The sequence below is a fragment of the Pseudobacteriovorax antillogorgiicola genome (assembly GCF_900177345.1).
Taxonomy (GTDB): domain Bacteria; phylum Bdellovibrionota_B; class Oligoflexia; order Oligoflexales; family Oligoflexaceae; genus Pseudobacteriovorax; species Pseudobacteriovorax antillogorgiicola.
This window is the reverse complement of record NZ_FWZT01000014.1, coordinates 59,374-72,293: the sequence shown is the minus strand read 5'-3', so window position 1 is coordinate 72,293 and position 12,920 is coordinate 59,374. Positions and strand designations below refer to the sequence as shown.

Annotated in this window: 8 protein-coding genes; 6 read left to right on the top strand and 2 right to left on the bottom strand. The window is 47.6% G+C overall.

All coding sequences use genetic code 11. The features are described 5' to 3' along the window. Window positions 1–95 precede the first annotated feature (95 nt). Window positions 96–2,621 carry an ATP-dependent helicase HrpB gene (hrpB, locus tag B9N89_RS17905; protein WP_132321481.1) on the top strand — a complete coding sequence of 842 codons (2,526 nt, stop codon included), beginning with the start codon at window positions 96–98 and terminating at the stop codon, window positions 2,619–2,621. Between the two features lie 265 nt (window positions 2,622–2,886). Beyond that, window positions 2,887–4,095, top strand: a complete 1,209-nt coding sequence (locus B9N89_RS17900) for a hypothetical protein (protein ID WP_143478212.1) — start codon at window positions 2,887–2,889, stop codon at window positions 4,093–4,095. A 15-nt stretch (window positions 4,096–4,110) separates the two neighbouring features. Here B9N89_RS17900 and B9N89_RS17895 read toward each other — a convergent pair whose 3' ends face one another. Next, window positions 4,111–5,514 (bottom strand): hypothetical protein, encoded by a 1,404-nt coding sequence (locus B9N89_RS17895; RefSeq protein ID WP_132321485.1) that lies wholly within the window; start codon window positions 5,512–5,514, stop codon window positions 4,111–4,113. Between the two features lie 267 nt (window positions 5,515–5,781). Here B9N89_RS17895 and metG point away from each other — a divergent pair, with 267 nt between their 5' ends. Further along, window positions 5,782–7,821 (top strand): methionine--tRNA ligase, encoded by a 2,040-nt coding sequence (metG, locus tag B9N89_RS17890; RefSeq protein WP_132321487.1) that lies wholly within the window; start codon window positions 5,782–5,784, stop codon window positions 7,819–7,821. 2 nt (window positions 7,822–7,823) lie between these two features. Beyond that, window positions 7,824–8,630 (top strand): RNA methyltransferase, encoded by an 807-nt coding sequence (locus tag B9N89_RS17885; protein ID WP_132321489.1) that lies wholly within the window; start codon window positions 7,824–7,826, stop codon window positions 8,628–8,630. Here B9N89_RS17885 and B9N89_RS17880 read toward each other — a convergent pair. Further along, entirely contained in the window at window positions 8,627–10,048 is a 1,422-nt protein-coding gene (locus tag B9N89_RS17880; RefSeq protein WP_132321491.1) for an aldehyde dehydrogenase family protein, read from the bottom strand. The two genes, B9N89_RS17885 and B9N89_RS17880, sit on opposite strands and share 4 nt — an antisense overlap. A gap of 564 nt (window positions 10,049–10,612) precedes the next feature. Between B9N89_RS17880 and B9N89_RS17875 the strand changes: the two genes are divergently transcribed. Together B9N89_RS17875 and B9N89_RS17870 are read left to right on the top strand one after the other, a co-directional pair. Beyond that, window positions 10,613–12,118 (top strand): ATP-binding cassette domain-containing protein, encoded by a 1,506-nt coding sequence (locus B9N89_RS17875; protein WP_132321493.1) that lies wholly within the window; start codon window positions 10,613–10,615, stop codon window positions 12,116–12,118. Window positions 12,119–12,467: 349 nt separating this feature from the next. Continuing rightward, window positions 12,468–12,833: a PilZ domain-containing protein gene (locus B9N89_RS17870; protein ID WP_132321495.1), complete on the top strand. Its 366-nt coding sequence runs from the start codon at window positions 12,468–12,470 to the stop codon at window positions 12,831–12,833. Window positions 12,834–12,920: the final 87 nt, after the last annotated feature.

Below are 12,920 nucleotides of genomic sequence, written 5' to 3'. Positions count from 1 at the left end.
AGGCTTACATAACATTTTGGCCGAGTATAATCTACCCAAAATCAGCATCCTATGATAAGCAAATGGTCTAAAGCGAATCTTTTTCTGGAAGTTCTATGCTCAAGTTGCCAATCGACTCCTACACCCCTCAGATCTTGAACGCCATCAAGGCCAACCCCGTAACAATCATCAAGGCTGAGCCAGGCGCAGGTAAGACTACCCGGATTCCCTTAGCTCTGCTTCAAGATAAGGCCAGTACCATCGTATTGGAGCCAAGACGCCTAGCCGCCAAACTCTCTGCCGAACATGTCGCCGAACTGCATGGCAGCACCATAGGGGAGGATGTAGGCTACCAGATTCGCTTCGATCAGAAGATTGGCCCCCGAACGAAATTACGGTTCATGACGGAAGGGCTCTTTCTCAGGCTATTGGAATCCAACCCCACTCTCCAAGGGTTCACTCACATTGTCCTTGATGAGTTTCATGAGAGACATCTCGACACTGATGTAGCCTTAGCTTTCATCCGCCACTTACAGGAAAACCAGCGCCCTGATCTAAAATTATTGATCATGTCAGCAACTGTTGATCTAAGCACTCTCGATAACTATCTCCCTGAGTCAAATTCATTTGAAGTGCCAGGTCGCGTGTATCCGGTGGAGATTGTTTACAAGCCTGGTGCAGCGAAAGAAAGTACGGAGCAAAAGGTTATCGCGGCAGTCCAGGACATGATTCAAAGGCGCGAGTATCCTGGACATATCCTGGTCTTCTTAAGTGGACGGCGACCGATCCAAGCAGCCCAGGCGGCATTGCAAAGGGTCCTAGCAAAACAAGACTTCGACGTCCTGCCTTTGATGGCAGACCTGCCCCCAAAGCAGCAGAAAAAAGCATTCCAGGAAACCGGGAAGCGCAAGATCATCCTGGCCACTAACGTCGCCGAGACCTCTTTAACAATTGATGGCATCACGGGTGTGATTGATACTGGTTTAGCCAATATTAGTTCCTATGCCCCATGGAGCGGTTTGCCTATGTTACAAGAAGCAGCAGTGAGCCAAGCCTCCTGCATCCAGCGAACAGGCCGTGCTGGGCGAACACAACAAGGTATCTGCTACAGACTTTTTGATGAAAACGACTTTCTGAAGCGCGACCGTTTTACCCCTCACGAGATGAGTCAAAGCGAGCTTTCTCAACTGATCCTATTCTTAAAATCGCGACTTGCTGCGGATGCCGACCCCGCCACATGCTTGCCCTGGCTTTCACCCCCACCTGAGAAGCATCTGGAAAGCAGCTCTGAGACTTTAAAAAGACTCAGCGCGATCGACCAGTATGGTGCCTTAACAACTAAGGGACAGGCGATCTCTCAAATTCCACTTCACCCTCGTCTAGGCGCGATTATTCTGGAAGGGCAATCACTTCAAGTTTTCGAAGAAGCAATCCTTGCTTCATGTCTAATCAGTGAAGGAATGATCCTTCAACGAGGCTCCAGAGCTTTCGAAGAGGGCTTTTGCGATCTTAGCTTCCAAAGTAACACACTCTTAAAGTGGGTCAAAAAACAAGACTTAGAAAGCATTCAGCTCACTCATGCCATTGACTCTCGCAAGGTCGATCGAGTTACAAGACTCTATCGATCGTTGCAGAATAACCTTGGGGCGAGGCCTTTGGAATCTATCAAGCGTATTAATCATCGCACCCTGTCCCAAGCGGTCTTAGCAGGGTTTCCAGACCGCGTGGCGAAGTATCGGCCAGCAGCGAAAAATAAACGGAACCCGAGCCTCCGTCACTTCCATTTCTGCCTCGGGCGGGGAGGTGTTTTGGCAGATTCATCAGTCGCTCGTAAAGGGGAGTTCCTGATCGTTTTGGATGCTCACGAAACTCCTGGCCGCCAGCATGCTGCGATCAAAACTCAGATTCGAACCGCTTCGAGCGTTTCATTGGAGCAACTCTTCCAAGTATCTCCTATGCTTAGCACTCAGGTTGATGTTTCCATGGACGACAAAAGCCAGAAAGTACTGGCCTTTAATCGCGTCTACTATGGGCAATTTGTGATTAAAGAAGAATCACGTGAAGCAGAACCGGACCAGATCACTCAAATTCTGACAGAAACCACCTTGAAAAATTGGCCTTTTCCCTTTGATCACGATGATGACCTCAAAACCTATCATCGTAAACTTGAATTGATGCGCGATGCTGGAGTAGAGCATAGCCTGCCTGTTTTCGAAGGTGAAATGTTAGAACTCCTCATTCACGCTATTTGTGAGGGACAGACCAGAGCTGAGGAGATAAGGCAAACATCACTGCGAAACTTTATTTACCAACAGTTGTCTTATGAAGATCAAATGCTTCTCGATTTGAACTGCCCAGATAAAATCGAACTGAATGGACGGCAACGGACGATCACCTACCTCGGTGAACACTCCCCTGCGATTTCGTCTCGGATTCAAGATTTTTTTGGATTACAAGAGGGGCCCAAAATCTGTGGTGGCCGTTGGCCATTAACACTGGTCATGCTGGCTCCCAATCAACGGCCTGCCCAGACGACCAAAGATTTAGCCGGCTTTTGGAGCGGCTCCTATGCCATCGTTCGCAAGGAACTAGCTCGGCGTTATCCAAAGCATCAATGGCCGGAAAACCCTCTCGAAGGATAACCGTAGACTTTCGGCAGAAGATAAGACATGGACAAGCGATATTCATCAAATCATACTGAAAGATACAATTCGTTGTGCGTATTTTCTCGAAGTCACTGTAGGTTCTACACAAAAGCCCTTTCTTTAAAGTAATCATATCAGCCGACCTCCCTATCAAGGACTCTAGGAAACCAATCCGAAGACATCTAAGGGCGACGATGAAGTTCGCTCTTAATCCGAATCGCCGGTTTAAATGTTTTCTTTTCGAGCTTAGAGGTAAATGACAATGATGAAGAAATTTATGATTCCAATGGCTCTCGTGGGTTTGAGCATCCTAGTGGCCTGCGGTGAAGAGGATAGTGACGATGACGCGACGACGACCGCTACGGATGTCGAGGTATCCACAGGGACCGCACTCAATGTGGGAGTCTTAGCCTTAGGATCCATCGAAGCCGATGATGTAGGTCTTTCAAGTTCCGGTTTGTACTTGAAAAAACAGCTCCAAATGAATCTCCAGGACGGTGACAGTAGTGACAGCGACGAGGAGAGTGAAACCGTCAGCGATCGCGACTCTCGATGCTCAGTTTATGGCAACCCGATGACAACAGACGGAACGCGGATGGAACAAACCGATGCTGAATTTCCCCTAGCCTCCATGTACTGTGCTGTAGCCTTCAATTCAGGATCACCTGACAGCGTACTTGGGGCTATTGGGATTCCCGGAGTTCTGCTTTGCGAACTTGAGCGTGCTGGTGCTTGGGATTCTGACGACGACTGGACCACAGAAGGCAACAACGTAGGAAACATCACAATCACCCTCTCCACAAATTGCGCCGATGCCTGGATCGTCGAAAGGCTCTCTGACGGTGGCGATGGCGTCTACGCCCTTCAGGATGTAACTCTCACAGATCTTGGCGATGATCACGGCTACGATCGAAAAATCACACTCACGACAGAAAGTGAGCCTGAATCCTTCTATATCCGAGCGTCTAACAACGTGATCGCTGCTCGGGCGGAAGGATGGGCTTTTTCTGTAGATCTCGTTACTAACAGAGTCAACTACGAAACTCTTGGGGAATCTACCGATTCGGACAACAATACCAGCTACGTTCGCCGGATTAGGCTTGCCATCGATGGGGAATTATCCTCGACGGGCGCATTCTCCAGCATTAGCAGCATTGAAGCCCTGAAATTAGAAGGCCAAGGCGTTGATAGCTTCTGGAGCACTATAGTGACAGTGAAAGGCGAACCTGGAACAGCTGTGGCTTACAACTTTTATGAGATGGCACAGGGAACGACATTTCAGGCTGAAGAAGACGGTTGTAGCACAACCGACTGTTCGAGCATCACTCGCATCTCTGGCACTCAAAGTGAAATTGATACCTTTCACCAAAATGCCCAAGTGGACTTTCTGGTCCACGATGCAGAAACCGGAGTCATTGACTTTGATACCGTCGACCTCTCCGCAAATGTAACGTACTCTACAAGACGCTAGGTTCTATATCAAAGCCTAGAAGAGGGGAGCTTCACAAGCTTCCCCTTGTACCTCTAGCATCGTTTGCTGTTTCGTAAAAACATCACCAAAAATTTGATCGATGAACTGACATTCGTCGGCGTTAAGAGCCCCCCAACGTTCTTGAGAAATTTGGATGACCGCTGTCACGAATCTGATCATAACACCTGGCTTTCCACCTTCCTTAATATCGTCAGCTAAAAGCTGCGCAAAACGATCAGTCATCTCTATCAACATTTGCCCCTTTGCCTGAGGCTCGGTCACACCGCGTTTGGTCATGGTTTGGTCGACAAAGTATGCCAGTACAGAACCTATAGTATGAACGTCCGTAAAGTCAACAAAGTCACATGGATCACTTGAGAGCTTGCCATCCTCATACACAAACGACTTGACCTGACCATCGTTAAGTTCCTCTGAAGCTGGATTTCTCTGATCAAAGACGCAGCTCAAGCTAGTGATTTGTTTTGAGCTATTTCCAAAGACATAGTGAGCTAGCAAGTCTGCAACGCCTTCGTTGATGCCAGTCATCAGGCGCTGATCTTTAGCATCAGCAGGAGCTTGGTTGACAAACCAATTGCCATGAAATGGCTTGCTATCACGCCACTCTGTAAGATAGCCATACTCGACTCGGACATTGTCGGGTAAGAGGCTATAGAAAAGGTGGTGGCCATATTCATGAGCGACTATCCATGGGACTTCCCAAAACGGGGGCCGACCACTTTCTAGATAGTCCTCACTGGCGGGGTAAACGACAATATAGGTTGGCACTCCAACAAACCTTTCAGAGAGCACCCAGGCTGCGTTATCTGTAAGTGACACCGACGTCTTTTGATCGGAGTGTGCGAACTGAATATCTGGCAAGACTAGAACACTGGTAGAGTCAGGCAGGCTTTCTAAATCCAAACTACTTAAAAACGTTTCTACTAGATCAAAGGCACCGGCCACGCTAAGGCTTGCCGCTTCAATAGAGTTTCTAGGAAAATTTTGGCCTTCACAGATACGTAGGACTCTTGGATTGCTGGTCACATTCGAGTCCTCAAGACAGTCTGGCGATAGCAGCTCGTTCAAGGATTTAGTGAATCGACACTTGTCTTTGATGGTGTATACCTCTTGAAACCCGTAGAGGAACTGATTCACAAGATTAGATTCCATTCGATCGGTTGACGTCCAGTTCTGCTGGAAGGGCGAGTTGGTAAGCTGCTGGCCGTTCCACAGCGTGAAGTCGAGCTGATCGAAGGTCGCAACACCCTGGCTGCACGAGCCATCGATGAGAGGTAAGATTGTAGGCGCAGGAGAAAGACGCGTTTCTCCAACCTTCGCTTCCTTGTCTTCACTTGCCTTTGTACAAGCAGTCAGTAGAGAGACAAATGCCAAAGAGGATACTAAGAACCGATTGGTCATAACCGAACTCCTGTGATGTAACTACGAAGCCTCTTTCTTTCATACCGCAAACTTCGCAAGCCTTAAAGTAAGACCATTGTAAGCGAAAAAAAGCTTTCAATGGATTGAGTTTTTTCAAGCACCCCACACCGTCAATGAGTACAGCCTTCCGATCCAAAAGGGCTGTTCTTGAAGGCGATTCTGGGTTAAAGCTATGAAGCTTTAGCATTGCGTCTAGCAAATACCATTTAGACGCATAAATACCTTTGTACTCGATAAGGACGTGTCATGACAAAGAAACGAAACATTTTGATTACACCCGCCCTACCTTATGCCAATGGCCAAATCCATCTGGGCCATATGCTTGAACACCTCATGGTAGACATTTGGGCTCGGTATTTCAAAATGCAGGGTCATGACTGCCAACTTATCTGCGCCGACGACACACATGGCGCGCCTATCATGCTTAGTGCTCAGAAGCAGGGTATCACACCCGAGCAGCTCATCGACCAGGCTCGGAAAGACCACCTTCGAGACTTCGAAGGCTTTGAAGTGGCCTACGATAATTACTCGTCCACCAACACTGAAAACAACGAGGCACTTGCTGCATCCATATTTGAAGCTCTCAGCAAGGGCAATCATCTGGAGCGGAAGTCTTTGAAACAGGCTTACTGCGAACATGATAAGATGTTTTTACCAGATCGCTTCGTCAAAGGGACCTGCCCAAAGTGTGGCGCCGAGGAGCAATATGGCGATGGATGCGAGGTCTGTGGCACTGTTTATAGTGCGCACGAGTTGAAAAAGCCCTTTTGCTCGCTTTGCGGCAATCAGCCCGTACAAAAGGAAAGCGAGCATCTGTTTATTCGCTTGCAGGATTTCAAAGATTTTCTGAAAGAATGGGTTCCTCAGCACACAGGGGCATCTATCAAAAACAAGCTCGATGAATGGCTCAAAGACGACCAACTGCAAAGCTGGTGTATCTCAAGAGACGAGCCCTATTTCGGCTTTGAAATCCCTGGCCATCCCAAGAAATACTACTACGTGTGGTTCGACGCTCCTGTTGGTTACATGGCCTCCTTCAAAGAATGGTGTGACCGCAACGACCGCAACTTTGAAGAGGAGTGGAATCGCGAGGATCGCGAAATCTACCATGTGATTGGCAAAGACATCGTTTACCATCACAGCCTGTTCTGGCCATCAATGCTAAAAGCATCCGGCTACCGCACGCCAAGTAAAATCATGGTGCATGGCATGCTCAACGTTAACGGCACGAAGATGAGTAAGTCTCGTGGCACTTTTATCATGGTTCAAACCTACCTCAAGCACATGGAAGCCGCTTACATGCGCTACTACTTGGCATGTAAGATCAATAGCGGTGTGGACGATTTAGATCTCAATTTGCAAGACTTCGTCTCTCGGGTGAATTCAGATCTCATCGGCAAAATTACAAATGTCGCATCGCGGGGCGCATCGATGCTTCACAAGCTCGATGGCACCATGGGCAGCCTTTCTACAGAAGGTCGAGAGCTAGTCGAAAAAGCTCTAAAGATCGGTGAAACCGTAGCTCAGCATTACGAACAGGCTGACTTCTCGAAAGCCATGATTGGCATTCGCGATATTGCTGACGAAGCGAACAAGTATTTCGATCACTACGAGCCTTGGAAGCTGATCAAGACAGACCAGGATAAGACTAAGGAAGTCTTGACTACGATTCTGAATTTGTTTCGGATTATGGCCATCTACCTTAAACCAGTACTGCCGTCTTACACAGCAAAGGTGGAAGAGCTTTTCAACGAAGGGCCTTATACCTGGGAAAATGCTACGGAAGTACTTGAAAACCATGGGATCAAGCCCTTCAAGCACCTCTTGAAGCGCATTGATCCCAAACAGGTGGAAGCCATCCAAAACGAAACGAAAGAATTTTTAGGTCAGCAGGGACAGCAAGCTAAGAAAAAGACGAAGAGCAAGGCAAAAGCTTCTAAAAACTCTGATGAGATTGCAGACACCATCGACTTCGATCAGTTCATGAAAGTGGATTTGCGGGTAGCAAAAATTGTCGATGCTAAGCCGGTGGAAGGAGCTGACAAACTCCTGCAACTTACTCTCGATATTGGCAAGGCAGGTCAAAAAAACGTTTTTGCTGGCATCAAATCGGCTTACAAGCCTGAAGATTTAGTGGGCAGACTCACCGTTATGGTTGCCAACCTCGCGCCACGGAAGATGAAGTTTGGAATGTCAGAAGGGATGGTGCTTGCAGCCGGTGACGGAAAAGATATCCACATCTTATCCCCAGACTCCGGAGCGCAGCCAGGGCAAAGGATTAGCTAAATTTGAATCACGATCAGTTTATCAAATATCACTTTACTCAAGCTTTACGGAGTATTGTTCAGCTTAGCCAAAAGATCGATCAGCTTTGGGATTGCGAGGGCCATCAAGAGCGTCTCGCAGACCTCAGACAGATCCTAGAGTGGTGTGGAGAACATCCGCACCAACTGGTCAAGGAGCTTCAACGACATGAGCGTTTAGTTCACGAGCACATCAGCCGAGACCACTTCCTAGGAATACTTGTACCTCTAGAGCGGAATCACAGTCGCGGTGTGGTGGACCACGATCTGGAATTAGTTGAAGGCGATCGCCCCATACCCCAAGAAAGTAGCACACTACCCGTGTATGTGATCATGGATAATATCCGATCCGCATTCAATGTTGGTTCAGCCTTTCGTACCTGCGAGTGCTTTGGAGTTCGCAAGCTCTATCTCTGCGGATATACAGCCACTCCCGAAAATGACAAAACTCGCAAAACAGCTATGGGAACGAGCGACCTGGTGCCCTGGGAGCACTTCAAGACGAGTCATGAGGCCATCAAGAAGCTCCAGGACGAAGGCATTAGGGTCTATGCGTTGGAAACAGCATCGAATGCGGAAAATCTTTACCAAGCCAGCCTAACTGGACCTATAGGAATCGTCGTTGGTAATGAACGCCACGGAATGAACCCCAGTGTTATAAAGGCTTGTGATGGAGTGATTCAGATACCGCTTCGTGGCAGGAAGAATTCTCTGAATGTGGGGGTCGCCCTAGGAACGACCCTTGGTGAAGTCCTTAGGCAGCATCAAGGCAGCAACCCCACGCAACTCTAACGCAGAAACAATCGTAAGGCTTTTTCCTTCCACGAGCTGAACGGCAAATAGCGAAACGGAGGATCAATAAGGCTTGAGGACTGGACGATAGGCTTTTGGTGAGAGAATGTTTCAAACGAATACTTGCCGTGGTAGCCACCCATACCACTCGGACCCACTCCACCAAATGACATTTTATTATTAGCCAAGTGAATCATAGTATCGTTGATACAGCCACCGCCAAAGCTGAGCCTAGACTGAAACTGTTCCATATCCGAAGCATCTTCACTGAAAAGATAGGCAGAAAGAGGTTTGGGATATCTCTTGATAAATTCGATAGCTTCGTCCCAAGATTGATAGCTGACAACAGGCAGCAAAGGGCCAAAGATCTCTTCATTTAGGACTGCTGAATCAGATTCGGCTTCTAGCAAGCAAGGTGCCATAAACCGATCTTCAGCTCGCACAGGTCCTTCCCAGATCACACGACATTGTTCCTTCATTTGAAGAAGACGATTGAAATGCCTTTCGGAAATAATCCGACCATAGCTAGTATCCTGCGGATTGTCGGCTTGAAAGCCTTGGCTAAGCTCATTTTGTAAAGCTGGGATGAACGAGTCTCGAACCTGCTCATCGACCAAAATATAGTCAGGCGCTACACAAGTCTGACCAGCATTGGTTAATTTTCCAAAGGCAATTCGTTTGGCAGCAACATCTATCTTTGCAGATGAAGTAACGATACAGGGGCTTTTGCCACCTAACTCTAAGGTTAGGGGTGTGAGATGCCGACCAGCTACTTCAGCTATGGACGCTCCTACTTGGGTGCTACCAGTAAAAAACAGGTGGTCCCATGGCCTATCGATCAAGTTTGTCCCAACCTCGATACCACCCAAAAACGTGGTGACATACTCTTCAGGAAAAATATCGGCAAGCATCTCTGCCATCAGCTCTGAGCATGAAGGTGATAGCTCTGACGGCTTGAGTACTACACAATTGCCCGCAGCTAGAGCCCCAATGATGGGAACTAAGGAGAGGTAGAAGGGATAGTTCCAAGGACTAATCACTAAAACGAGTCCAAGGGGTTCGGGCCTGATGTAGGACTTCGATGGAGCCAAGTGTACCGGTGTCGCCACGCGCTTTACCTTCATGAGGCTCTTCAGGTGTTTACGAAGATAAGTGATTTCATGTCGAATCAACCCAATCTCGGTCATCAGGGCTTCTCGGCGCCCCTTGCCCAAGTCTTTTTCGAGCGCCTTAAATATTTTCGGTTCGTATTTTTGAACTAAATCTTGAAAACGGCGCAGCTGTTCCATCCGAAAGCCGTATTCCTGGGTTCGGCCCGATTCAAAGTATGACCGTTGCAACTCCAAAATGCGGGGCAGTGAAAGCCCTGAAACACTTTTAATATCGTTGTCGTGCGTCCTAGCTATAGCCGTTTCCATAGTGTCTCCTAAAAGACTTTAAGTCAGTTGCCTACGATCATCCTTGCTTGGAGGCATCTTAGCGGTGACGGCCGGTCTTCTCAAACAAGTTTTCGAAGTGGACTGTAGAATAGCCTGAATTTTGGTTATGGTTAGATAAGAATGACCACTTCACATCACCGATACGAAGTGGCCTTCCACTAGGAAACGGGATTTTCACCAGCCTTTGGTGCTGGAGAGGGCATGCTAACTCGTGTCTTCGTGCAATGGACATTGCGACAGCAATCAACTCTTGAAGGAGGCAGTTGAATGCCATTGAATTTCAGAGAAAGCAACCGGCGCCTAGCGTTATGGCAGTCAACCTTACCAATCGCAAGTTGCTATCTGGCCAATTTTACTGGAAGGAATATTTCTAGCACCCAATGGTATAGGAGCGGGAGGAAGCCGGTAATTGGGACTCAAGGACCTTGCTAATTTAGCCGATTTAGAGTAGGCTGAATGTTGCTTAACCTAGGTAGAGGGCCCATGAACAAATAACTTACCCAAACCACTCGATCAAACTCTAATCGACTACCGAGGTAAGTTATGACTGCGACTATATATTTGCGCCTATCTAGCATTGGCCATACACACCATCAGCAAGAGTATCCCACATTTACAGATATCTCCTGTCATCTTTCACCAGGATGGACCGGCATTGTAGGACCCAACGGTTGTGGAAAGTCGACTCTCCTAAAGATTGCTAGTGGAGCTTTGCAGCCCACCCAGGGTAGCATTCAAAGCAAGGGGCTAGTCACATCCTGCCCCCAGGAAGCTCTAACGCCTCCTCCCAGGATCGATGATTTCCAGGAGGACTACTCTGGCTACGCAATGATGATCAAGGAAAAACTTGATCTCTTCGAAATCCTACTCCAGCCTTTTGAGGCCTTAAGTTTCGGGGAACGAAAACGATTGCAGCTAGGCTGCGCATTCTATTTCCAACCTGATATCCTGCTTCTCGATGAACCGAGCAATCACCTGGATGAAAAAAATAGGCTTGCTCTTCTAGAACTTCTTCAAAGTTTTAAGGGTTTAGGCTTGCTCGTTAGCCACGATCGTCTGCTGCTCAATGAATTATGTCAGCAGTGTATTGTTTTTAAGGACGGGTCAGCAGGCTTGATGGCTGGTAACTACCAGCAAATTCAGGATTTGCTTGATTCTCAGGCCTCCACTCAAGAACACATGGCCCAGGTAGCAGCGCAAAAAATAAAAAAAGTAGAGCGAGAGCTGCAGAGGGTTCGTCAGGAAGAGTCTCGATCAAAAGGTAAGTTGAGCAAGCGCTCTGTCGATGGCAAAGACCACTCAACAAAAGAGAAAATCAACCTCGCCAAACTCACTGCCAAAGACGGGAGCCTCGCGGGTAAAAAATCGAAGCTAATCCGCGACAAGGAGAAGATCCATCACGAGAAAGCTCGTATCGGCTATCAAAAATCCTTCGAAGGGAAGGTCTTTTTTGACAATCCCGAGCAGGCCCAGCGAACACTTTTACACTTGCCATCTGGCCTTGGATCGATGGCAAGCGGCCGTCTCCTGAGGAATCCAGAGCTGACGATAAAAAGTTTGGATAAGGTAGCCATATCTGGCCCCAATGGCTCTGGCAAGTCGAGCTTTCTCCAATGGGTTTTGACCTCTCAAAATCTTCGCACCCAGAAATATTTCTATCTGGGTCAAGAGCTAGCTCTTGATCAGCAACAAGCGATCATCGACAATTGGCAAGGCCAAACAAAAGAGTCTTTCACACAAAGTATCCACATTCTCGCTCGCTTAGGGGCTGATACGAAGAAATTACTTCGAACTCCATCATTTTCTCCCGGTGAAGTGAGGAAAATAGCAACGGCCTGGGCTATTGCGAGCAAGCAAGAGCTGTTGATCCTGGACGAGCCTACCAACCACCTCGACCTGGATTCCATGCGGAGACTTGAAAGTGCATTGGCCGATGCCCCGATAGCCATTCTTCTTGTGAGTCATGACAGAGCGTTCAGACAGAGAATTTGCCGAGATTTCTTTAGGATTGAGCGGGTCAATGACGGCTCTGAGCTTATCAGAGACTAAGTCAGCAGTAGGTTTTCAGATTTAAGAAAAAGGTGGCAGGGTATTTTTCTACCCTGTTTGGAAGATAACTTGGAAGGCACATCTACATTGCTTGGCTGGTAGTTTTAGGTCGGCAGGTTGAGCTTCCTTGAAATTATTGGGTAGCTCCATCCTTGCTACTCCTTTCTCTACGGCCAAGCCCCCTTACTGCACAACGAAGAAACCTTCACCGTAACACCAATCCAATTGTCGCCGATCCAAAGAATTCTTCGTCTAACTCCTCGTGGGCGGAGTCGATACTAGTTTTATGCAAACGTCGTTTCGACAGCAGCATATTTTGTTTAGAGGACTACGATAAGGAACCTTGCTTATGTTAGAGGAAAAACGTTCTGTCGCCCGTAAATTCGTATCGTTAGCAACAATTGATCAACAGCTTAGCCTTCAGGTATGCAGCCAGTCTTTCCCATGTAAAGTGCGCGACGTCTGCCCTTCCGGAATTAAACTCAGTATTCCCAAAAAAGCTTGTTTCAAGCTAGGTGACTTCGTAACGTTAGCCATTGCAAAGCATCAAATTTTTATTCCACTGCAGGTGTCTTGGCTTCATAGCAGCGATCTATATCAAGACATAGGTTTTAGATCCCACGATTTTGATATCGAAACCGTCATCCAAGGTGTGATTGCTTTAGAGATTCATCGCCGAGTTTCAAGAAAACGCTGCTTCACCAAAGCAGGATAGATTGCATTGATCAAACTTGGGCATCTCGCTCATGACTTAGTGAATACTCCATCTTACATACCATCTAAAAAATTTAGCTGGTATGTC